15 protein-coding genes and 1 tRNA gene are annotated in these 20,754 nt (G+C 59.6%); 9 read left to right on the forward strand and 7 right to left on the reverse strand.

Features of this window, described 5'->3' with window-relative positions; all coding sequences use genetic code 11:
* Positions 1-3: 3 nt before the first annotated feature.
* Positions 4-1,566, reverse strand: a complete 1,563-nt coding sequence (gene pruA, locus GSQ80_RS10320) for an L-glutamate gamma-semialdehyde dehydrogenase (protein ID WP_158787568.1) — start codon at positions 1,564-1,566, stop codon at positions 4-6.
* Between the two features lie 599 nt (positions 1,567-2,165).
* Between pruA and GSQ80_RS10325 the strand changes: the two genes are divergently transcribed.
* Positions 2,166-3,860: a hypothetical protein gene (locus GSQ80_RS10325; protein WP_216850262.1), complete on the forward strand. Its 1,695-nt coding sequence runs from the start codon at positions 2,166-2,168 to the stop codon at positions 3,858-3,860.
* Between the two features lie 183 nt (positions 3,861-4,043).
* Here GSQ80_RS10325 and GSQ80_RS10330 read toward each other — a convergent pair whose 3' ends face one another.
* Positions 4,044-7,571: a polysaccharide deacetylase family protein gene (locus GSQ80_RS10330; protein WP_158787569.1), complete on the reverse strand. Its 3,528-nt coding sequence runs from the start codon at positions 7,569-7,571 to the stop codon at positions 4,044-4,046.
* A 94-nt stretch (positions 7,572-7,665) separates the two neighbouring features.
* Here GSQ80_RS10330 and GSQ80_RS10335 point away from each other — a divergent pair, with 94 nt between their 5' ends.
* On the forward strand, positions 7,666-9,042 hold the full coding sequence (locus tag GSQ80_RS10335; protein WP_158787570.1) for a glycosyltransferase family 39 protein: 1,377 nt from the start codon (positions 7,666-7,668) through the stop codon (positions 9,040-9,042).
* 12 nt (positions 9,043-9,054) lie between these two features.
* Here the strand turns inward: GSQ80_RS10335 and GSQ80_RS10340 are convergent, their stop codons facing one another.
* The 3 genes from GSQ80_RS10340 to serS form a co-directional block, all read right to left on the reverse strand.
* Complete coding sequence (locus tag GSQ80_RS10340; RefSeq protein ID WP_158787571.1) at positions 9,055-9,777, reverse strand: outer membrane lipoprotein-sorting protein; 723 nt, start codon at positions 9,775-9,777, stop codon at positions 9,055-9,057.
* A 118-nt stretch (positions 9,778-9,895) separates the two neighbouring features.
* A complete protein-coding gene (locus GSQ80_RS10345; RefSeq protein WP_158787572.1) occupies positions 9,896-10,273 on the reverse strand; it encodes a hypothetical protein in 378 nt (125 codons plus the stop codon).
* Entirely contained in the window at positions 10,270-11,601 is a 1,332-nt protein-coding gene (gene serS / locus GSQ80_RS10350; RefSeq protein WP_158787573.1) for a serine--tRNA ligase, read from the reverse strand. The genes GSQ80_RS10345 and serS overlap by 4 nt, the downstream gene beginning before the upstream one ends.
* Before the next feature lie 105 nt (positions 11,602-11,706).
* Here serS and purH point away from each other — a divergent pair, with 105 nt between their 5' ends.
* The 4 genes from purH (at position 11,707) to GSQ80_RS10370 (ending at position 16,946) form a co-directional block, all read left to right on the forward strand.
* A complete protein-coding gene (gene purH / locus GSQ80_RS10355; RefSeq protein ID WP_158787574.1) occupies positions 11,707-13,290 on the forward strand; it encodes a bifunctional phosphoribosylaminoimidazolecarboxamide formyltransferase/IMP cyclohydrolase in 1,584 nt (527 codons plus the stop codon).
* A gap of 146 nt (positions 13,291-13,436) precedes the next feature.
* On the forward strand, positions 13,437-15,518 hold the full coding sequence (locus GSQ80_RS10360; protein ID WP_158787575.1) for a tetratricopeptide repeat protein: 2,082 nt from the start codon (positions 13,437-13,439) through the stop codon (positions 15,516-15,518).
* Between the two features lie 65 nt (positions 15,519-15,583).
* Positions 15,584-16,753, forward strand: a complete 1,170-nt coding sequence (gene dgt, locus GSQ80_RS10365; RefSeq protein ID WP_158787576.1) for a dGTP triphosphohydrolase — start codon at positions 15,584-15,586, stop codon at positions 16,751-16,753.
* 118 nt (positions 16,754-16,871) lie between these two features.
* Positions 16,872-16,946: transfer RNA gene (locus GSQ80_RS10370), tRNA-Glu, on the forward strand.
* A gap of 64 nt (positions 16,947-17,010) precedes the next feature.
* Here GSQ80_RS10370 and GSQ80_RS10375 read toward each other — a convergent pair.
* Positions 17,011-17,277, reverse strand: a complete 267-nt coding sequence (locus GSQ80_RS10375) for a tyrosine-type recombinase/integrase (protein ID WP_158787577.1) — start codon at positions 17,275-17,277, stop codon at positions 17,011-17,013.
* Between the two features lie 448 nt (positions 17,278-17,725).
* Positions 17,726-18,034 carry a hypothetical protein gene (locus GSQ80_RS10380; protein WP_158787578.1) on the reverse strand — a complete coding sequence of 103 codons (309 nt, stop codon included), beginning with the start codon at positions 18,032-18,034 and terminating at the stop codon, positions 17,726-17,728.
* 379 nt (positions 18,035-18,413) lie between these two features.
* Here GSQ80_RS10380 and GSQ80_RS10385 point away from each other — a divergent pair, with 379 nt between their 5' ends.
* From GSQ80_RS10385 to GSQ80_RS23900, 3 genes are all read left to right on the forward strand, one after another.
* Positions 18,414-18,746 (forward strand): hypothetical protein, encoded by a 333-nt coding sequence (locus GSQ80_RS10385; RefSeq protein ID WP_158787579.1) that lies wholly within the window; start codon positions 18,414-18,416, stop codon positions 18,744-18,746.
* Positions 18,747-18,876: 130 nt separating this feature from the next.
* Entirely contained in the window at positions 18,877-20,094 is a 1,218-nt protein-coding gene (locus GSQ80_RS10390; RefSeq protein WP_158787580.1) for a YcaO-like family protein, read from the forward strand.
* Entirely contained in the window at positions 20,087-20,716 is a 630-nt protein-coding gene (locus GSQ80_RS23900; protein WP_158787581.1) for a TOMM precursor leader peptide-binding protein, read from the forward strand. The genes GSQ80_RS10390 and GSQ80_RS23900 overlap by 8 nt, the downstream gene beginning before the upstream one ends.
* Positions 20,717-20,754: the final 38 nt, after the last annotated feature.

The following is a 20,754-nucleotide window of genomic DNA, read 5'->3' on the forward strand; positions in this document are numbered from 1 at the left end:
AAACTAGCTGCGTTTTTCGGCGATGGACTTGGCTTGGGTGAAGAGGGTGAGGTAGTCGGGGCCGCCGGCTTTGCTGTCAGTGCCGCTCATGTTGAAGCCGCCGAAGGGATGAGCGCCGACCATCGCGCCAGTGCACTTGCGATTGAAGTAAAGGTTGCCGACGTGGAACTCGGCTTCGGCGCGATCGAGCTTCTCGCGGGAGCTGGTGTAGATGGCGCCGGTGAGGCCGTACTCGGTGTTGTTGGCCATGGCGAGGGCTTCGTCGAAGTTGTTGGATTTAATAATGGCGAGAACGGGTCCGAAGATCTCTTCCTGCGCGATGCGGGCCGTAGGGGCGACGTCGGCGAAAACGGTGGGGGCTACGTTGAAGCCGTTGCCGGGGGTGTCGACGGCGATGCCACCGGTGATCAGGCGGCCTTCTGTTTTGCCAATGGCGATGTAGTCGAGGACGCGCTTTTTGGCGACTTCGTTGATGACAGGACCGGTTTGGAAATTGTCGGCTGGCGTGCCGTGGGTGAGGGCTTCGACACGCTCCTTGAGGCGGTCTAGGAAGGTGTCGTAGATGGGCTCGGCGACGATGGCGCGGGAGCAGGCGGAACACTTCTGGCCATTGAAGCCGAAGGCGGAGGCGGTGACGCCGTCGACGGCTGCGTCAAGGTCGGCGTCGGCGTCAACAATGATGGTGTCCTTGCCGCCCAGCTCGAGGATGGTGCGCTTGAGGAAGTGCTGGCCGGGCTGGGTTTTGGCAGCGCGCTCGTGGATCTCGAGGCCTACTTTTTTGGAGCCGGTGAAGGCGATGAAGCGGACTTGCGGGTGCTCGACGATGGTGCGACCGACTTCCGGGCCGCCCTGGACGAGGTTGATGACGCCGTCGGGGACGCCGGCTTCTTCCATGACGGAGAGGAATTTGGCGGCGATGGTGGGGGCGTCGGGTGAGGGCTTGAGGACTACTGTGTTGCCGCAGACTATGGAGGCGGTCGTCATGCCGGCCATGATGGCGAGAGGGAAGTTCCATGGAGGAATGACGGCGCCGACGCCGAGGGGCACGTAGCGGAGGAGGTTTTTCTCGCCGGGGTATTGGATGGGGGTGGTGGCGGCGTCGAGGCGCAGGGCTTCGCGGGCATAGAACTCGAGGAAGTCGATGCATTCGCCTACGTCGGCGTCGGCCTCGGCGTAGTTCTTGCCGACTTCGAGGACGAGCCAGGCGCAGAAGTCGAAGTGGCGCTGGCGGATGAGGTCGGCGGCGCGGATGAGGAGGGCGACGCGGTCGGCGACGGAGGTCTTGCGCCAAGCGGCGAAGGCGAGCTGCGCGGCTTCGACCGCGGCGTTGGCTTCCTTGGCGGTTGCGGCGTAGTGGATGCCGATGACCTCGGAGGGATTCGCGGGGTTCACGGACTTTAAGGTGTCGGAGGTCTGGAGATCGCTGCCGCCGATGATGAGGTCGTAGGTCTGGCCGAGCTCGGCGCGGGCGCGGTCGAGGGCCAGGTGCATGGCGCGCTTGTTCTCCGCGGTGGAGAAGTCGGTGAAGGGCTCGTTGCGGAAGGGCGGGAGGGACGGGTTAGCCATCCTTATAGTTTATGCGATTGGGGGGTCCTGCGCGGATGGCCAGAGGCTTCGGTGGTGGGCGAAGGGTGGGTGGTTGAGCAGGTTCCTCGTCGTAATTTGTTCGAGCCAAACAATTCCAATCTGAGTACATTACCGGGATGAACAAAGAACAGAAATCCGATACTTCCCAAATCTTATGGCTGGATGCTGCGGTGGTCTTGATCATCGCTGTCATTGCGATCGTGTCACACCACGGGCGCTAGGTAGGATAGTTTTCGGGATTTGCTGGCGCCCCAGGCTGAGCCTCGGCGAAGATCCAAAGGACGGCGATCGCCCTTGTGAACGTAGTTGCCGAAAACGCGACTTCTTACGGGAATCTGCTTGGAGAAGGTTTGATACAGAACGCGACTGCGGGTCTGGAGAGACGCAAGAGGATTCTATGGCTGAAGACGCATCGGACAGAAGGTTTTCTAGCGTGTCGGCACCTTTTGATAGCCTCCTGAATTCCTAAGATCATCAAGCCGCCTGGTGGTTGTGTTTGCTACTTCCCGCATAATGTAATATCTGTCACTATTCGCGGGTGAATGAGTTGATTTCCTCTGTAAATGCCCCAATGTTCCATGTTAACCACGATCTCAGCCAATTCGGGACGCGGCCTCAGCCACCTCGGCGCTTCCAGGGCACGGCGGTGGCTTGACGCCCTTCTGCTGTTCGCGATCCCAGGCTATCTCTTCCTCAATCTCTTCACCCTGCGCGGCGTTCCACACCTCATCGTAAGCGACGACGGCCTCTTCGCCCACGACGCCCTGCGCATGCGCGAAGGGCTGCTAATTTATCGCGACTTCTTCCAGTTCAACGCACCAGGCATCGACTACATCTACGTCCTTGCCTTCTATCTGTTCGGTGTCCACACCTGGGTCCCCACACTGGTGATTCTGCTGCTCGGCACCTCTCTATCGTATGTATGTCTTCACCTTTGCCGTCGCATCATGTCTCGACGGTGGGCCGATCTGACCACCGTTCTCTTTGTCGTCTTTATCTATGGCCGATCGCTTGACGCCACGCATCACTGGTTCAGCCTCATGGCCATTCTTGTGGCAATTGTCATTCTTATTCCGGACCGTTCCCTCTCGCGCATAGCCATCGGAGGCGCCTTGATTGGCATCGCCGCCTTCTTCACGCAGGCCGCGGGGGCGGCAGCATGGCTGGCCTTCGCGCTCTCACTCTTCTATGAGCGCGCACCTTTGTCGCCTCAGCGAGCCATGCTCCGCAAACAGGCAAGCCTCCTTCTCTCCGCTCTTCTCATGTGGTCTCTTCTCAGCGCCTCCACGCTCATGCGCGTTGGTTGGCGCACCGTGTGGTACTTTCAGGTCGTGTTTCCCCGACGCTACGAACTCCGAGTCGACACCAACCCCCTCGTAACCCTGGTGCGTGTCTTCCCCCACAGGCTTACCTTGTCGCAGTTCGAGCCTGTCATTTTGTACGTGATTCTGGTATCCATGACACCGATCGCAGTATGCTTTCTGTTGACGTCGCGCCTGCAAAACAAGATGTATCCCGGTGACAAGCGGATGCCTGCCGTTCTGCTCGCGTCCACCGGCCTGCTGCTCATGGCAGAGGTCGTCAGCCGGCCTACATGGATACGGCTTTACGCAGACTTCCTGCCTTCATTGATACTTTTACTTGCGGCATTGGAATACCTTCTGCGCAGCCGTCCACGCCTCTCCCGATTTGTCATTGCAACGCTCTGGTCTGCCGCAGTGGTTTCAGGGATACGTAAGATCATTTTCAACCGCTCCACACACGCCAGCATCGCATCGCTCCCGACGGGGCAGATTGCACTCAGCCCCCAGGAAGCCGATGAGTTCCGCGCCATTGCTCAGCGCACTCACCCGGGCGATCTCTTTTTCCAGGCCGTTAGCGTCAGTCTCTATCTTCCCCTCGGCCTGCGTAGTCCCGTCTATATGGACTATCTTCGGCAGTCCTCCCTAACCAGGCCCGAGTTCCTCGTAAATGCAATCCAGGCGCTGCAGGCGAATCGAGTTCGCTACGTCGTCCTTCGACCCCCAGCCGACATCACCTGGGATCCGGCACAGAGCCATGTTCTAGATCCCTTCTACACTTGGATAGAAACGCACTACACTCGCGTACGGTGCTTTCCGGACGGTGAGCAGCTCTGGGAGTTGCGGCCAAGGAGCATTCCCCTTGAAGCAAGACCGACCGCTGCAGCGCCGCCTGACGCACCTGAATCATTGCGTCAATCGACAACGCCCCGTCCGCAGCTTCTCGTCGACAAGACCGTGCGCGCGAAATGACAGATACCGCGCAGCATAGGAACCGCCACAGCGACATTGCGACATTAGAACCTATCACTAAATATTAGTGAACAGATGTGGTTTCTCGGTTGATGACTTCAGGCCGAGTCACTCATTGAGGGGTCTCGAATCGACTTGAGGAACGAAGTTCCCGGGAAACGAGGTTTTCGGCAACTACTAGAGTCAGCTGAGGGTGGAGGCGTCGGCGGCTTTGGACATTTTGCCGGTGCGCTCTAGCTTGTCCCAACTGAAGCTCTTGCCGTCGATGGCGCGCTTTACCGTGCGGATGAGGACCCAGGAAAAGAGTTGGCGGTAGGTGAAGCGCTGGATCCAGATGTGGAAGAGCAGCCAGGCGTCGCCTTTGCTGGCAGGGTGTTTGCGCTCGAGCATGAAGGCGAGGGCGGAGGCGGCGAAGTCGATGAGCAGGAAGGCGGCGAAGAAGGTGATGAGCTTGTAAATGTCGGCGGAGCTGGTGGTGTCGGGGTGGAAGTGCTTGTCGATGAAGTAGTGGATGACGCCAGCGACAAACATGAAGTCGATGAGCGGTGAGACGAGAGGCAGGAGGATCTGGAAGACGACGATGTTGGGTAGCGCAAAGAGGCCCATGGCGCGGCGGTGGACGATGGCGCCGCGATGTTTGAAGACTGCCTGAAGGATGCCGAAGGACCAGCGGAAACGCTGGCGGGCGAGGCTGTTGGCAGAGGCGGGAGCTTCGGTGAAGGCGAGGGCCTGGTCTTCGTAGATGACGGCATAGCCCTGCTCGAGCAGGTTCATGGTGAGGTCGGCATCCTCGGCTACAGTGTCGGGATGGTAGCAGCCGCCGGCTTTCACGGCTGAGGTGCGCCAGGCCCCGATAGCTCCGGGAACGACCATGACGACGTCGAAAAGGTCGAGGGCGCGGCGCTCGAAATTTTGCGAGGTGATGTATTCGAGGGCCTGCCAGCGCGTCCAGAGATTGACGCGGTTACCGACCTTGGCGTTGCCGGCGACGGCGCCAATGTGCGGATTAGCAAAGTGGCAGACCAGGCGGCTGATGGCGTCGTGCGCAATCACGCCGTCGGCATCGATGCCCACGTAAATCTCTTCGTCGGTTTGCGCGAGCGCGAAGTTGAGCGCGTCGGCCTTGCCGCCGTTGGGTTTGGTGAGAACGGTGACGCGACCGGCAGCGATCTCCTTCGCGTAGGTCTCGCAGGCGATCTTGTAGGTGTCGTCCTTGGAACCATCGTCGATGACGATGATGCGGATGTTTTTGTAGTTCGACATCAGCGCGGAGCGGATGGTGCGGGCGATCACCTTCTCTTCGTTGTAGGCGGGGATGAGGACGGCGACGCGCGGCTGGTAATCCGGGGTGGAGTAGTCCTTGCGCTTGCGGAAGCGGTCGATGACGGCGCATACGCCGATGATGATGAGGCGGCCGCTCATCAGGATGTCGCCGATGAAAAAGACGCTGATGACGAAGTGGTTGAAGAAGGAGATGAGGGCGAAGGCGATGGCGTCGACGAAGGCGTAGTAGCGTTGGCGGCCCTTGACGGGGGGCATGACTTCGGCGCGTGATTTGCCGATGAGTTCGGAGACAGGAACGATCTCGTAGCCGTGGGCGCGGAGGGCGTTGATGAGGACGGGAAGGGCGGCGACGGTTGCGGAACGATCGCCGCCACCATCGTGCATGAGGATGACGGAGCCGCGCATCCAGGTCTTGGTATCGAAGAGGGCGATCTGGCTGAAGACGCTGTCGACGATTTCCTGCGGCGACTTGCGGGGATGCTCATCCCAGTCGTTGGTATCGATCTTGTCGCCGACGATGACGTAGCCGAGGCGCTGAATGTTCTCGATGGGAGCGGCCTGGTCGTTGGTGTCGGGCTCCTGATCGATGGAGTAGGGCGGGCGGAAGTAGACGGGCTGGACGCCAATCTCGGCGGCGAATAGGCGCTCGGTGAGGTTGAGTTGGAGGTCGACCTGGCCCTGAGAGATTTCAGAGATGTCCGGGTGCGTGTAGGTGTGATTGCCGATCTCATGGCCGTCCTTGTACACGCGTTTCATGAGGCCGATGTTGTCCTGGGCGACCTCGCCAATCATGAAGAACGTGCCGACGACGTGGTACTGCTTGAGGATGGCCAGGATTTTGGGAGTCCACTCGGGATCGGGGCCGTCGTCGAAGCTGATGGCCACCTTCTTGGGATGGTAGCCATACTGCGAAACGGTGTAGGGGAGCGGATAGGAGTCCATCGACTCGGAGACGACGCTGAGGTAGGGCTTGGGAATCGTGGGGTCGTCGTCCATGGCGAGGGTGCGATGGCCGTTCTGGGGCAGGCTGGTGACGCGCAGGATGTCGCCATCGCCTTCGGTGTCGACGTCCTGTCCCGGCGAGACCTCGGCGAGAGCCTTCACGGGATCTGATTGGAGGGGCTTATCCCAGATCTTCCAGAGCGAGTCGTCTTCGAGACCGAGGCGCTGGAGGGCGAAGGTTTCAATACCAAGAGCTCGAGCGACGCGCATCTGATTGACGGCGGTGACGGCGTCGAGGAACCAGACGGTGTGACGTTGCTTCGCGTCGACGTCGTCGTAGGCGAAGTGCGGATTGAGCGAGTCGTCGAGCGTAATCTTAGCGTCGGCGTCGGAGGCAGCCTGCCAGGCTTCCTGGGTGGAAAGAATGTTGGCGTCCGTGCTGTCGGGATCGGGAGGCTTGTTCTTTTGGCCGGGAGTGGGAAGCGGGCTGGACCAGTCGTAGCCGTAACCGCCGATGGAGCAGATGATCTTCTGCCGCGGCACTACCTTCATGATCTCGCGCAGATTGTTCTCAAACCAATCCTGGCCGGCGACCGGACCGGCGACTGTGCCGGATTGATGCTGCCCGTAGTTCATCAGAACGAGGCCGTCGGAGTGGGCGGCGAGGAATTGCAGATCGAGCTTGCCGGCGTCGATGGGAACTTCGATGTAGAGGCGAAGGTTGTGCTGCTGGAAGTCGCTGTAGAGGGCCTGGGCGAGGAGGCTGTAGGCGGCCTGGGCGTCAGGGGGAAGCGCCTGAAAACTGAGGGTGAGGCCACGATAGCGGGTGTTGGTGGCGAGAAACTGGTCGACCTGCTGAACGAACGTCGCGCGCGCTTTGGCGCTGAGGAGGAACTGTTCTACATTCGGGTTGAAGGCGCCTTCGACGGGGCTGAAGTTGTTGACCATCGGGAAGATTTCCGTGTCTTCGCGGGCGGCCTGGATGGTGCGGAGGATTTTGTTTTCGCGGTCGACGCCGTGGACGCCGGCGGAATCGATGACGGGGAAGGGCGTGTTGTCGGAGGTGAAGGCGGTGAGCGAGCCGTCGGGCGTGAGGACGTGCAGCCACTCGGGAAAGAGGATGTCGATCTGCTTGACGTGGGCTTTGAACGACGCGTAGCTGGCCGGATCGAGGTCGGTGTAAAAGGCGGCGCGCAGGCCTTCGCCCTGGTTGAGGGTTACGTCGGAAGGTTTGAGATCGGTCTTGCGATGGGCAGAACGATTCAGCTTCTCGCGGGACGTGAGCTCCAGTGCGGGCGGATTCGAGAGCGCGCGGTAACGCTTGGTGGCGGAGCGAAGGTCGAGGCCCTGCATGGGCTTCATGCGGACGAGGCCGACGATGAAGATTACGCCGACCAGCGCGCCCAGGAGAGCGAGCACGTCGAATATTCGCCGCAGGCGCTTCCAGCGTTTGCGTTGCGGATCGTAGAAGACTTGTTTGCTCATCGATAGAAGGGCGTGCTTCCCATGATACTACCCGCGCTGGGATGTCGGCAGCGGGGGTGCCGGGAAGTGCTGGTGACTCGTATGATGCAGAGAAATGGAGAAGAGGCGAGCGAGGTACGGCTGGGGCGCGGCGCTGGTTGCCGGGGCCCTGCTGCGACTGCTGTTCTTCCACCTTCGACCAACGGTGGCTGGCGACGCGCTGATGTATGGCGACCTTGCACACAATATGGTCGCACATCATGTGTATGGATTTTCGGGGGCGGTGATTCAGTCGACGCTGATCCGGCTCCCGGGGTATCCGCTGTTCCTGGCAGCCTGCTTTGCGGTGTTCGGTACGGGGAACTACAGGGCGGTGGTGGTGGTGCAGATGTTGGCGGACCTGGCCGGGTGTGTACTGCTCGGGATTCTGGCGGGGCGGCTGGCGGGACGACGGGCTGGGTTGGCGGCGGTTTGGCTGGCGGCGGTGTGTCCGTTTACGGCGAACTATTCGGTGGTGGTGTTGGCCGAGACGCTGAGCGTGTTCTGCGTGGTGGTGGCGTTCTTCGCGCTGGAGCGATGGGTCGCGCTGGGGCGGGCGTGGGGATGGGTGCTGGCGGTCGGGTGCGCGATGGCGGCGGCGGTGTTGCTGCGGCCGGACCAAGGGATTCTCGCGGCGGCGATTTTGCCGGTGTTGCTCTGGTTGGGGATGCGGTGGCGTGATGTTGGATTTGGCAGGCGGGTGGCGCCGGCGGTGGTGGCAGCGCTGTTGGTGGTGCTTCCTCTGTCGTTGTGGACGGCGCGGAACTGGCGGGTGTTTCATGTTTTCCAACCGCTGGCGCCGAGGTACGCGAACGATCCTGATGAGGCAGTGCCGTTGGGATTTCAGCGATGGTTTCGGACCTGGGCCGTCGATTACAAGGCTACCTACGACATCTACTGGAACTATGACGACACGCGGATGAGAGTGGAGGATTTGCCGGCGCGGGCGTTCGACAATGCGCAGCAGAAGGAGAAGACGCAGGCTCTGTTTGCGCGGTACAACAAGGTGGTGTCGGCGACGCCGGAGTTTGATGCGGCATTTGCGCAGCTTGCGGCGGAGAGGATTGCGGACCATCCGCTGCGGTATTACGTGGTGCTACCGGTCGCGCGGGAGGCGGATATGTGGCTGCGGCCACGCTTTGAGCTGACGACGATGCCAGTGGATTGGTGGAACTTCGATCGACATCCAATGCGATCGGCGGAGGAGTTGGGGTACGCGTTGCTGAATGCCGCATATCTTTTGCTGGCCGTCGTGGGATTCGTGATCTGGCGGAGGCGCGGATGGGATGGCCGCGGGGCTATTGCGTACGCCATGCTCGGGTTTGTTGCGCTGCGATGCGTTTTGTTGCTGACGCTGGATAACTCCGAACCGCGTTACACGCTGGAGTGCTTTCCAGTGGTGATCCTGCTGGGGAGCTTCGCGGTTGCAAAGCTCCGCGCCGAGCCTCAATGATTTGCGGCAGGCCTAGTGATTCACGACCGTCGTGTTCTTGTCTTTCTTGATTGCGAACTGGTCTTTGTGCACGTTGCCGTTGACCTTGATGGCTGAGTAGGTTGCGGTGCGGTAGTCGCCGCTGGCGATGTAGAAGATTTGCTTGAGGGAGACGGCGCGGGTGAGGTCGACCCAGATGGTGATGTGGGTGAAGTTCTTGCGAGCGTCGGCGTCCTTGCCCACGAGGTCGAGCTTTTCGACCTTGACGGGCTGACCGTTGTCGGTGAGGGTCTCGGGACCGAGGTCGGTGATGTTCCAGGCGCGGGCGAGGTCGGTGCCACTGCCGCCGAAGCCCAGGGTGAGGAAGCTTTCAATTGCTGACTGATTGCCGGTTTGGTTAAATACGGTGACCTGGTCGACGCCCGGATCGAACATCTGGAACGTACCGGCCTGGTATTGGATTACTTTGATGGGCTTGGATTTGGGAGCCGCGTTCGGATCGACCAGGATGGCACCCATATCGGTGGAACCCTTCTCGCGTTCGAAGTAGATGGAGCCTTTCTGGGTGGAGGTGTCGTGGACGATCTTCTCGTAGTAGTCCCACTGGAAGTCGGCGGTAGCGCGTTGGAACTTCACGCTGGCGGTGTCGAGCTGCTTGAGGACGAAGGTGAGCTGCGGTGATGGCGCCTGGGCGTAACCGCTGCCGGCGACTGTCAGTGCGAAAACCGCCGCGAAAAAAGGACGAAGGTGTTTCATGAAATCAAACTCCTGCACAACATTTAAGTCAGACTGCTGGTCGCCGTTTAGGTCAGACTGCTAGTCAACATTCTTTAGATGGAGATTTTCGGAAAACGTGGCCTGCGGGGGGTTCGGGTTAGTGAACGATCGTTGCGTCATAGGCGATGACGTGACCTTTGGGATCCGCTACCGGGGTGTATTTCTCGAGAGTGACAGCGCCGGCGATTGGTTCGACCACCTTGAGAATTGCCTCGCGAATGTCCGCGTCGGTCTTTGCTCCGTGCAGGTCGTCGACGCGAATCTCATAGACGAACTGGGCCTCTCCGTTGGAGCTGCGCGCGGCCTTCACCAGGACCTCGCTCTGCTGCATGGGAATCTCCGGAACGGGTTTGTCCTGGAAGTCGATGAAGCGTGGCGACACGAAGAGGAACAGCAGGATCAGCGTCACCATGATGTCGTAGTGGAAGCTGCCGCGCTCGTAGGTCCAGAAGAAGTAGCTGCGAAGAATCTTCATAGCGCACGTCCGAAGGATTGGCGGCGAATGACCGTCTCGCCGTTCATGTAAGGCTGGAGCGCGTCTGGGATGCGGACGGAGCCGTCGGCCTGCTGGTAGTTCTCGAGTATAGCGAGATAGGTGCGGCCGACGGCGAGGCCGCTGCCGTTGAGGGTGTGGATGAACTCGGATTTTTTGGCGCCCTCGGGTTTGTAGCGGATGTTCGCGCGACGGGCCTGGAAGCTCTCGAAGTTGGAGCACGAGGAAATCTCGCGGTAGGTCTGCTGGCCGGGAAGCCAGACTTCGAGGTCGTAGGTCTTGGCCGCGCTGAAGCCCATGTCGCCGGTGCAGAGGAGCATGCGGCGGTAGGGAAGGCCGAGGCGCTCGAGCACCGTTTCGGCGTGGTGGGTGAGGGCTTCGTGCTCGGCGGTTGAGTCTTCGGGCCGGGCGAACTTGACTAGCTCGACCTTCTGGAACTGGTGCTGGCGGATCATACCGCGGGTGTCCTTGCCGTGCGAGCCGGCCTCGGAGCGGTAGCAGGGGGTGTAGGCGGTGAAGGAGATTGTGCCGGAGCTGAGGTCGATGGTCTCGTCGCGAAATATGTTGGTGACAGGGACTTCGGCGGTAGGAATGAGCCAGTGGTCGCTCTCCTGCAACTGGCCGGGGACGTAGGGGCCCTTGTCGTCGCAGTGGAAGAGGTCCTGGCCGAACTTTGGCAGATTGCCCGTGCCGAAGAGCGAGCGGGAGTTCACAAGGCTGGGAGGGAGGACCTCGACGTAGTTGTGCTCGCGGGTGTGGAGGTCGAGCATGAAGTTGGCGAGGGCGCGCTCGAGACGGGCGCCGGAGCCTAGCTGCAGGACGAAGCGGGCGCCGGAGATCTTGGCGGCGCGCTCGAAGTCGAGGATACCGAGCTGTTCGCCAATCTCCCAGTGAGGCTTGGCAGGGAAGTCGAAGGTGGGGATTTCGCCCCAGGTCTTCTGGCAGACGTTGTCGTGCTCGGAGGCGCCGGCGGGGACGGAGTCGTTAGGGAGGTTGGGAAGGGATTCGATGAGCTCGCGGAGTTTGAGGTCGGCCTCAGCGGCGCGGGCTTCGAGCTGCTCGGTCTTGTCTTTGAGCGAAGTCGTTTGTGCAGCGACGAGAGCGACGTCGCCGCCTTCGCGCTTGATGCGTCCGAACTCGGCGGACAGGGCATTGCGCTGGGCCTTGAGGGTCTCAGCTTCGGTGATGGCCGAACGCCGTGCTGTATCGAGATCGGAAAATCCCTGGAGGAGGCCCGGGTCTACGCCACGCAGACGGAGTTTTTCTTGGACGAGCGGGAGGTTCGCCCGCACAAACGCTAAATCGTGCATACCGGTCTATTTTAGCTTGCTAGACGGCTGCGACTGGCGGAGGTGTGCGGGCTGTAGTTCCTGGTGCGGCGAGTCCACAGGGTTGGAGCGTAAAATTTGAGGAATATGAGCGAGATGAAGACGGTGAATCGTGCCCTTTTGTCTGTTACCGACAAGACTGGGCTGGTGGAGTTTGCGGGTGTACTGGCGGGCCTCGGAGTTGAACTGGTGTCGACCGGCGGGACGGCCAAGGCGCTGCGCGAAGCGGGGCTGAAGGTTCTGGATGTGGCGGAGCTGACGGGCTTTCCCGAGATGCTCGATGGGCGCGTGAAGACGCTGCATCCGGGGGTGCATGGGGGGATTCTGCATCGTCGGGATCTGGCTGAGCATGTGGCTGCTGTGGCGGAACATGGGATCAAGCCGATCGATATGGTGGTGGTGAACCTGTACGCGTTTGAGAAGACGGCGGCCCGGGAGGGCGTGACCACTGCGGAGTTGATCGAGAATATTGATATTGGCGGACCGTCGATGCTGCGCTCGGCGGCGAAGAACTTTGCGGATGTGGCGGTGGTGTCGGATGCGGCGGATTATCTCGCGCTGACGGAGGAACTACAGGCCAATGGCGGCAAGCTTAGCTTGGAGACGCGCTGGCGATTGGCGCGTGGAGCGTTTGCGACTACGGCGGCGTATGACTCGGCGATTGCGAGCACGCTGGAGGCGCTGCCGGCTGAGTTTGGGGATGTTGAGGCGTCGGTCGAGACCGTGCTGCCGTCTACGCTGAGGATTTCGGCGCGGCTGAAGAACTCTCTGCGCTATGGCGAGAATCCGCACCAGGCGGCTGCTGTCTATACGGATGGTTCGGGCAGCGGGATCGCCAACGCGCAGCAACTGCAGGGAAAAGAGCTGAGCTACAACAACCTGGTTGACCTGGATGCTTGCTGGGCGCTGGCGAGCGAGTTTGAACAGACTGCCGTGATCATTGTGAAGCATACGAATCCTTGCGGGGTGGCCCTTGGAGCGACCGTCGAGCAGGCATATTTGCGCGCGTTGGAGGCAGATCCAGTGTCTGCGTTTGGCGGGGTGATAGGGGTGAACCGTACGGTCGACGGCCCGGCGGCCGTGGAGATGGCCAAGCTGTTTGTGGAGGCAATCGTCGCGCCGGACTTCACGCCCGAAGCCCTGGCGGCGCTCAGCGCGAAGAAGAACCTGCGCGTGTTGCGGATTGTTCCTCCGTCGCCGGCACGGGTGATCAAACAGATCTCCGGCGGGTTTCTGTTGCAGGACGAAGATCGTGCTCCGGTTACGGCGGACACGCTCACCTATCCGACGTCGCGGCAGCCGACTGACGAGGAAATTGCGGGTCTGCTCTTCGCCTGGAAGGTCTGCAAGCACGTGAAATCGAACGCGATCGTGTATGCCCGCCTGCAGGAGGGTTTTGGGCAGACTGTCGGCGTGGGCGCAGGTCAGATGAGCCGCGTGGATGCGGCTCGGTTTGGGGCGATGAAGGCGGCTCTCCCGCTGCCGGGGTCGGTTGCGGCCTCAGATGCGTTCTTTCCCTTTCCGGATGGCGTGGAAGCCATTGCAAATGCAGGCGCGACGGCCATTATCCAGCCCGGCGGATCGGTGCGGGACGCCGAGGTGATTGCCGCGGCAGACCGCCTTGGCGTCGCGATGGCGTTCACGGGGATCCGTCATTTCCGGCACGGATAGCACATTTTGACAGCGGAGAATTGGCGTTGGGACTGGTAGGATCGCACCCAAAGCTTGTAATGTACCGTCTAAGATGTAGATCGAGTGATGTTGAACCTGCCAGGCGGCAGCATCTTCTTTAAGACCAGGTACTTCAGGACCTATTCATGAGCCGAATTCTCCGCGCAGCCCTCGTACCACTTGCCCTTGCCGCTCTCGCTGCGCCGACGCTTGGAACCGCGCAATCCGCTGCGACAACCCCTCTGACCCCGCCAGTCGATCACGCTGACTCCTACTACCACTACGGTCTTGCGAAGCTCTACGAGGAGCAGGCGGTTGCGTCCGGACGGCAGGATGTGGCCACGCAGGCCATCGAGCAGTACAAGATGGCGCTCGATGCCGATCCGAACTCCCGCATTTTGCAGGACGGGGTCGCCAACCTATATTTCCGGCTGGGCAGGATTCGTGAGGCGGTCTCGGCTGCCGAGGATCAGATCACTAAGCATCCCGACGATGTGGATGCTCACATGCTCCTGGGGCACGTTTACCTCCGCACCCTGGGTGATGGCCAGGGACCGAAGGCTACCGAGATGCTGCAGGCGGCTATCAAGGAGTACGAGACTATTGTGCAGTTGAAGCCCAATGATCTCGACAACCGGCTGCTGCTGGGTCAGCTTTATGGCCTGAACCACGACTCTGCGAAGGCCGAAGAACAGTTCAGGGCTGCACAGAAGATCGATCCCAGCAATGAGGATGTGGTGCTCGACATCGCGCGCGAGTACTCGGAACAGGGCGATCTGAATCGCGCTGCGAAGGTGATCGCAGACGTGCCGGAGAGCGATCGTTCCGGCCGCATGGACTTCGCGCTTGCGGCGCTGTACGACGAATTGAAGCGGCCCAAGGAGGCGGCTGCGGCTTACCAGGCCGCCGTGGAACAGGATCCCAGTAATACGGATGCGCAGCGCGGTCTGGCGGCGGCACTCGCGGCTTCGGGCCAGATGGAAGCTGCCGCGAAGGTGAATGCACAAATTCTCCAGACCGACCCGCAGGACCCGCAGGCGTTGATTCGTGCAGGTGAGATTCAGCGGCAAAAGGGCGAATATGAGCAGGCGCTGACGACCTTCAAAAAGGCCGAGGCGCAACTTTCCAACGACAAGGATCCAGAACTCATTTATAACGAGGCGCTGACGTATGCAGGACTGGGACGCTTCGATGATTCAATCAAGGCCGTAAAGCAGTTGCTCGCGCTTACCGCGACGCCGGATGGAAAGTACACGGATGATGCCCAGCGGAACCGCGCCGCTCTGCTTCAGTTGCTAGGAACGGTTGCCCGCCAGTCCGGCAATACGGAAGAGGCGATCGACGCTTATCAGCAGATGCGAAGCCTGGGCGGCGATTATGCGGCGCGCGGGTCGGACGCACAGGTGGACACCTATCGCGAGGCTCATCAGTGGGCGAAAGCATTGCAGGTTGCTGCCGAAGCAGCCAAGGCTATGCCCACCAATCATGATGTTCAATTGACCTATGCGGTTCAGCTGGCGGACGCAGGCAAGCTGGATGAGGGGCTGAAGTTAGCTCAGGCTCAGTTGACGGGAGCGCCTGACGATCGGGAAGTTTACTTCGACGTTGCCGAGATGGATGTGCGTGCCAAGCGCTGGAAGGATGCGTCGCACGCGTTTGATCAGGCGGGCGCTCTCGCGGTTACCCCCGATGACAAGGTGAATCTCTACTACTATCGTGGCGATGCCGCGCTGCGTGAGAAGCTTTACGATGAGGCCGAGCTGGACTTCCGTAAGGGACTGGCTCTCGACCCGGAGAACGCCTCGATTGAGAATGATCTTGGCTACATGTATGCTGACCGCGGCATTCGGCTTGATGAGGCCGTAACGATGCTGAAGAAGGCCGTGACCGCCGATCCGCAAAACTATGCTTTTCTCGACTCGCTGGCGTGGGCTTACTACAAGCAGGGCCAGTATGCGATGGCGGAAGACTACGAACGCAGGGCATCGCAACGGATGAAGGGCGATCCGACGCTGCTCGATCACCTTGGGGAGATCGAAGCCAGGAACGGCAAGCTACAGCAGGCGATCGCAGACTGGAACAAGTCGTTGCAAGAGTACTCGACTTCGCTTGCTGCCGATGCGGATCCTGCTGATGTGGCGCGTGTGCAGCATAAGCTCGAGAGCGCGCGTGTTCGCCTGGCTCATGCCGGCAACGTTCCGGCCGATAACGCTCCGGCGAAGCAGTAAGCTTCCTGGATCTCAACCTGGGCAGCGGCCGTCGCCGTGGTTGCCGCTCACGCTACACTTAAGCGATGGTTCACAACCTGCATGCCCTGGGTGTCTTTGGCGAAGACGAGCGCGTGCTCTCTGCACGTGCGCATCCGGCGCCAACCAGCGACGATCGCACGGCCTTTGAGCGCGATCGCGACCGTGTTGTCCAGGCACGCGCGTTCCGCCGGCTGGCGGGCAAGACGCAGGTGTTCACGAGTCGCGCGTCAGATCATTTCCGCAGCCGCCTGACCCATACGATGGAGGTCGCGCAGGTGGCCCGCCACGTGGCGTCCGCCCTCAATCTCAATGTTGACCTCACCGAGACACTTGCCCTGGTGCATGACATCGGGCATCCACCGTTCGGGCATGCAGGGGAGCGTGCGCTGGATGATTGCCTTCGCCATCACGGTCTGCGGTTCGATCACAATCTTCACGCGCTGCGGATCGTTGAGCGATTTGAGCAGCGCTATGCGGGCCACCGAGGGTTGAACCTGACGCTGGGAACACGCGAGGGCATCATCAAGCACTCTCGCGACTACGCGGCGCTCGAGCATCCGGAACTGTCCGAATATTTTCTAGGGCTTCGTCCGCCGATTGAGGCACAAGTGATCGACCTCGCCGATGAGATCGCGTACCTGACCGCAGATCTCGACGATGGGGTTGAGTCCGGGTTGCTTGAGATCGGGCACGTCCGCGAGCATGTCGACATCCTTCGCCAGAGCTACCTGCCGGTGGAACGCGCTCACCCGAATGCGGAAGAGAAGTACATCTTTCACGATGCGCTGCAGGCCATGCAGAAGACGCTGATCATGGATCTTATCCACACGACTGCAGCGAACGTCGAACGTGCCGGCGCGAAATCGCTGGCGGATATCCGTGCGCTCGATCATCGGGTCGCGATCTTTTCACCGCAGGCCGAGACGCAGCGCCGTCAGGAAAAGCAATATTTGTATGACACGCTTTATACCTGCGAGGCTTTGGAGCTCGAGCACACCAAGGCAGAGGAGGTCATCACGGAGCTCTTCGAGTTCTGGGTGAACTACCCGGAAGAGCTGCCGGAATCGTATGTGGACGATGTGAAGACCGATGGCCTGGCGCGCGTAGTCGCCGATTACATCGCCGGCATGACGGACAACTTCATTCTGCTGCAGTACGCCGAGGTTCGCCGCCGCGTGCGACTAGGGCGTGTGCCATTTCCTGAGCATCGCTAAGCCGCAGGAAGACTGAATCGATGCTGCGACAGATCTTAAAGCAGATGTAGGATGCTTTGACAGTCGCTCCGCATATTGTTAGCGTTAGAAGAGCGTCTATTGGTCTGATAGACCGCGCGTCCCCGTCGTCCAGTGGTTAGGACATCGCCCTTTCACGGCGGTAACACGGGTTCGAATCCCGTCGGGGACGCCAAACATTCCAAAAGACTTAGTGGAAATGCCCCAAATGGGCCGTGGACCCATCGTGGACACACGATTTATGCACCTATGGCCACGGCATCAGCCGCCTCCGGGCGCATCATTTGGACTACCTTGCGCTGTGCCTCTCGTTTGGCAGGCATCTGTGCCTGGGAATAGATGTCCAGTGTCACCTTCGTCGAACCGTGCCGCAGTAGCTCCTGCACCACCTTCACATCCACGCGATTAGCTTGCAGAAGCGTGGAGTAGGTGCGACGGAACGTGTGCCAGCTGACCCGCTTGTTGATGCCGAGACGCTTTACCACCGGCTGAATGTGGTAACGCATCACGGTCGACACTTCGCGCCCCCCTTCTTTAAGGGCTTCCGTGCAGTTTTCTTTGCAGGCTTCTTCTTTGCAGCCTTGTTAGGGGATTCTTACGGGCCTTGGTTGGTTTGCACTGCCAAGGCTCCATGGTGTTGGCCACATGAACTTCCTACAACTATGTCATAACTGGCAGTACAGATGGAGGGAGTCTCTGACGTGTCGTTTATAGGTGCGAGGTGATCGGAGCATTGACAGGCCACCAACACCGCAAGGCAACCACTAATGGAGTCTGACGTTCCTGAAATCGTAGTTGCCGTTTTACGGGAACTGAGACGAAGTCGAGGAGTCCATTAACCTGTTCTCGCCAACCGAGGCTTCGCGCCACAAGAATTTAAGTGAACACGAAGCGACTTCCTGTTACCTGCGCAGGCGCCCGGCCCCACCAAGAGCCTGAGGCGGTACGTCCGTTCTAAGGACAGCCACCCCACCCCCAGCCGTCTTCCGTGGACCAGTGAAGAATACAGTGATGCCGGTCGGTACACCCCCATCCAAAGCATTTTGTTGCGGCAGTCGCACGTACTGTAAATTGGGGTGGCGCCTTCACTCCATGCTTCGCCAGGAGTTGTTCCAGGTCAGAATTCGAAGGATCCACTTCAAACTCTTCGATCGCTGCTGAGACGCTTTCACTTTCAAGAAACTCGAACAAGCTGTCAATACGGCGTTTCAATGTTGCGAGGTCGCCGCGAGGCGCATTCTGCGTTGATAAGGCATCTGGCATCTCAAACTCCTTTTCACGGGAATGGAAATATGTTGCAACTGGGACGTAAAACAATGCAACTAGTTTCGCGATCTCTCTCTGAGGAATTTAGTATCTGGCTGAAGCCATTGCAGGCCCTCCGGGCGCCAAGCAGAGAACAACCCCATGCGCTTTGAAAGGTTGCCTCGAAAATGGCCCGACTCTCAACAAAAACTTAGGTGCGCCACAGCAATCGTTGCAAAAAAATAAGAATACTATTGACTTTTCCTTCATGCGGGGCGAATACTTTTCGAGTCTCTTGAGCTAGTGGTTTTTCACGGCACGGTGTGGTGTTCAGTCTGGCAACTTTATAGGGTTCAGCGAGCCTTATTTGTCGTTGGCCCACGACAGGAGAATGATGATGGCAGAAAAAGTTCCCGCAGGAATTCAAAGCGCTGATGTCTTCGTTCGTAAGTTACAGGAGAGAGCGGTCAAAGCTGGCCCCGTTTCGGCTTCTGGCGTTTCTAGTCTTTCTTCTCTTTGCACTTCCGCCTGCTTCTCCTCAGCCAGCACTATTTGCCACAGCAAGCTGACGGTGCTGGCCGAACATGAACCGGAAGTCGCGAAAGCTTTTGTAACGCTGCAAGATCGCGGTGTTGCCGTTATGGGCGAAGATGCCTTTATGGACGAAATCATCAAACAGGCGAAACTTCACCCGCCTGCCAACATCGTCGCGACTGCGAAAGTCCCTTAGGGTAGAGGGCTTGCAATCAGTCGGTCCTCAAGAGACCATTGCCGAGGATTCTGAATATCTTCGGCAATTGGCGGGTAGACTGTCTCTCGCAGTTGATCCAGCCTGCGGCATTATTAGGTCAGTACTGGAAATGGAATTAACCCCTGAGGTCGAAGGCCTGTTTCATGGTTCGGCTGCCGAACTCGGTTGTCTCCATGAGCTATATCCAGGCGAGATTCAGACTGAAGCGGGTCCAGTCGCCGGTTATGGCACCGCAGAGTCTGTCGAGCTGGCTAGGGTTCGAGCCCTCTGTGAGGGCCTGGAGCGTTATTGCAGTTTTATGCCCCCTCCTTCAGCCTGCCGTCTGAGTGCGACCGCGCAAGAGCTTGGCGAGATGGCTCTCGATCTAAGACTATTGCCTCAGTGCGCCGATAGTGAGCATGCTGCAGCATTCGAAGGTTTTCGGTTGGCGCCACCGAGTCCGGAAGTCCAACGGGAATGGGTTCCGGGTTTTTCTCTGACCAAGCAGCGGGAGATCTGGATTCCACTTTCTTGTGTCTACCTAGGTCTTCCAATTCCGCTGACGGAGCACCTAAGTTATCCGATCTCGACAGGGTTCGCCGCCGGAGAGACGTATGAGAGTGCAATCCGCGCAGGGCTTTTTGAGGTAATCGAGCGGGACAGCTTAGCGATTTGGTGGCTGGCGCAAGCTCCATTCCCAAAGCTCGAGGCACCATTTATCGATCAGCCTGCCTTATGGCATCTTCTCGCGAAATTAGAAGAGCGAGGATTAAAGTCGCATCTCTTCGACCTGACCACCGATCTTAAGATACCCGTTGTCGGCGTCGTGCAGCTTTCACCGCAAAGTTTCCCGCATGTGGTTACTATGGCTGCGTGCCGACGATCGACACAGGACGCTGCGATTCGCGTTCTCGAAGAAGCGGCGAGTTTGAGAACAGCTCTCACTGTAAGTCGTCGACCCAATGATGATTTCTCAGACGTCTTGGCCGGCTTTGCTGTCGCCGCAGAGCGTTTCGGCCTCTATCATGCAGGTCTGGCTAGCATGAAGAAGTTTGAAGACCGCATTGCGGTCGCGCCCGTAACCAAGAACGGCGCTTCCGCAATCAAGGACATCGGTATCTCGCCTCTCGTGTCCCATCTGAACAGTTTGGGCCATGAAGTCTTCGTGGTCGACGTAACGGCACCGGAAGTACGCGACCTCGGCATCGTAGTTGTGCGCGTTCTCGTGCCCACTCTGATGCCGCTCACCTTTTCTCACGCGATCCGGTACCTCGCACACCCGAGGTTGTCGGCTTGGACCGCCCACTATGGCACGAGCGTGAGCCATGAGCCAATCCCTTATGCTTGACCGCGCATCCATTCTTCTCATCACCAATGGCACGATCGGCGCATATGTCAATGAGTTCCTGCTCGAGCACGCGGACGTTACCCATATCTCTACGTCGGAACCATTGCCGGATTTGGTCGGGTACGACTGCGTCGCATTGGCAGTAGATCGGCCATATCCACACGTGGCCGATGCAATAGATGTGGCCTGCCACAGAGCAGGGATCCCATGGTGCGGAGCCGCTCTAATAGCCCACACGGCAGAGATTGGTCCAATGGTGATCCCGGGTCAGACCCCTTGCTATCTGTGTTGGAAACGAAGGCGCGCCACGCAGGCGGAAGATCCAGATCTCGCTCTCCTGATCGACCGAATTGGAAGAGGCTCCGTTGGCCCGTGGTTCGCGGGAGAACTTCCGGCCTTCAACCGGCAAGTGGCTGCGTTGCTTGTCTTCGAAGCGTTGCAACTCGCTCATAAGCGTGATTCGCCACCGCCAGAGGCCATGGGAGATTTCTGGCAACTTGACGCACTGACGGGTGAGAGCATGCGCCATATCTTTGCCTCCGTTGGTTACTGCTCGCGATGTAGAAACCTTAAAGAGGCGAGTGACGTGAGAAATCACCTGCGACTCTCGGAGGTGCTGTGAGGAGTCCCCTCGGCGATCTTGAAGAAGCTCTATCCACT

Source organism: Granulicella sp. L46 (assembly GCF_009765785.1).
Taxonomy (GTDB): domain Bacteria; phylum Acidobacteriota; class Terriglobia; order Terriglobales; family Acidobacteriaceae; genus Granulicella.

What these genes read in the sequence shown, in the direction of transcription:
- pruA (WP_158787568.1), bottom strand. Translation starts at nt 1,566, where the DNA reads ATGGCTAACCCGTCCCTCCCGCCCTTCCGCAACGAGCCCTTCACCGAC.
- GSQ80_RS10325 (WP_216850262.1), top strand. Translation starts at nt 2,166, where the DNA reads ATGTTAACCACGATCTCAGCCAATTCGGGACGCGGCCTCAGCCACCTC.
- GSQ80_RS10330 (WP_158787569.1), bottom strand. Translation starts at nt 7,571, where the DNA reads ATGAGCAAACAAGTCTTCTACGATCCGCAACGCAAACGCTGGAAGCGC.
- GSQ80_RS10335 (WP_158787570.1), top strand. Translation starts at nt 7,666, where the DNA reads ATGGAGAAGAGGCGAGCGAGGTACGGCTGGGGCGCGGCGCTGGTTGCC.
- GSQ80_RS10340 (WP_158787571.1), bottom strand. Translation starts at nt 9,777, where the DNA reads ATGAAACACCTTCGTCCTTTTTTCGCGGCGGTTTTCGCACTGACAGTC.
- GSQ80_RS10345 (WP_158787572.1), bottom strand. Translation starts at nt 10,273, where the DNA reads ATGAAGATTCTTCGCAGCTACTTCTTCTGGACCTACGAGCGCGGCAGC.
- serS (WP_158787573.1), bottom strand. Translation starts at nt 11,601, where the DNA reads ATGCACGATTTAGCGTTTGTGCGGGCGAACCTCCCGCTCGTCCAAGAA.
- purH (WP_158787574.1), top strand. Translation starts at nt 11,707, where the DNA reads ATGAGCGAGATGAAGACGGTGAATCGTGCCCTTTTGTCTGTTACCGAC.
- GSQ80_RS10360 (WP_158787575.1), top strand. Translation starts at nt 13,437, where the DNA reads ATGAGCCGAATTCTCCGCGCAGCCCTCGTACCACTTGCCCTTGCCGCT.
- dgt (WP_158787576.1), top strand. Translation starts at nt 15,584, where the DNA reads ATGGTTCACAACCTGCATGCCCTGGGTGTCTTTGGCGAAGACGAGCGC.
- GSQ80_RS10375 (WP_158787577.1), bottom strand. Translation starts at nt 17,277, where the DNA reads ATGCGTTACCACATTCAGCCGGTGGTAAAGCGTCTCGGCATCAACAAG.
- GSQ80_RS10380 (WP_158787578.1), bottom strand. Translation starts at nt 18,034, where the DNA reads ATGCCAGATGCCTTATCAACGCAGAATGCGCCTCGCGGCGACCTCGCA.
- GSQ80_RS10385 (WP_158787579.1), top strand. Translation starts at nt 18,414, where the DNA reads ATGGCAGAAAAAGTTCCCGCAGGAATTCAAAGCGCTGATGTCTTCGTT.
- GSQ80_RS10390 (WP_158787580.1), top strand. Translation starts at nt 18,877, where the DNA reads ATGGAATTAACCCCTGAGGTCGAAGGCCTGTTTCATGGTTCGGCTGCC.
- GSQ80_RS23900 (WP_158787581.1), top strand. Translation starts at nt 20,087, where the DNA reads ATGCTTGACCGCGCATCCATTCTTCTCATCACCAATGGCACGATCGGC.